Annotated in this window: 1 protein-coding gene; it reads left to right on the top strand. The window is 48.3% G+C overall.

Annotation, left to right across the window (positions count from 1 at the left end; all coding sequences use genetic code 11):
- Positions 1 to 146 precede the first annotated feature (146 nt).
- Positions 147 to 748, top strand: a 602-nt coding sequence (locus B3W37_RS00550) for a PAS domain-containing protein (protein WP_483174470.1), incomplete at its 3' end; no start/stop codon positions are given.

Raw genomic sequence — 748 nt, 5'->3', positions numbered from 1 at the left:
ACCCCGAACTTAACCGCCAGCGCGATGAATTTATCGCTGAACTCTTGAAAAACCATGATTTCAGCAATGGGCACTATCGTGACCTTACCGCTCAGATGCGGCTTGATATTCCCAGTGATGAACAATTGCAGGCAATATATCACGATATGCACAAAGCGGAGGAAAAAGATTTCAGGAATTGCGCGGCCTGTGGTTACAATTCCTGCTATTATATGGCGGTGGCCATATTTAATGGTTTAAACAAAATTCAAAACTGCCATCTTTATCAGGAAAAGCAATTGTATATTGAACAACAGGCTCTCAGGAATGTAAATGAAGAACTTATCAATGTTTTTGACACCATGTCCGATGGGGTTCTGGGCGTAGATAAGAACGGCCGGGTTTCACAATTTAATCCGGCAGCCCGACAAATAATCGGATACTCCCAGGAAGCCCTTCTGGGCGTGCATATTGTGGAATTGTTCAGCGGCAAGGCCCCTAAAACCATGAACCTGCTGCAGACCGGTGAAGCCTTCCATGACCAGGAGATAATGCTGAGCGGAAGCAGCGGCAAAGTCCATGCTGCCGCCTCGGGCATCCCCATCTTTGATGAGGATCAACAGGTCATAGGGGCCACAATAATCCTGAGACCGATCGCCCGGGTTCAGGAGTTGGTCAACAGGTTTACCGGCGCACAGGCCACTTTTACCTTTGACTCCATAATCGGCGAAGACAAGCTGTTGCGCAGGGCCGTCAAACTTGCCATGAA

Source organism: Syntrophomonas sp. UBA5494, from assembly GCF_002426325.1.
Note: the sequence above shows the minus strand (reverse complement) of the source record. Positions and strands in the feature narration are given on the sequence as shown.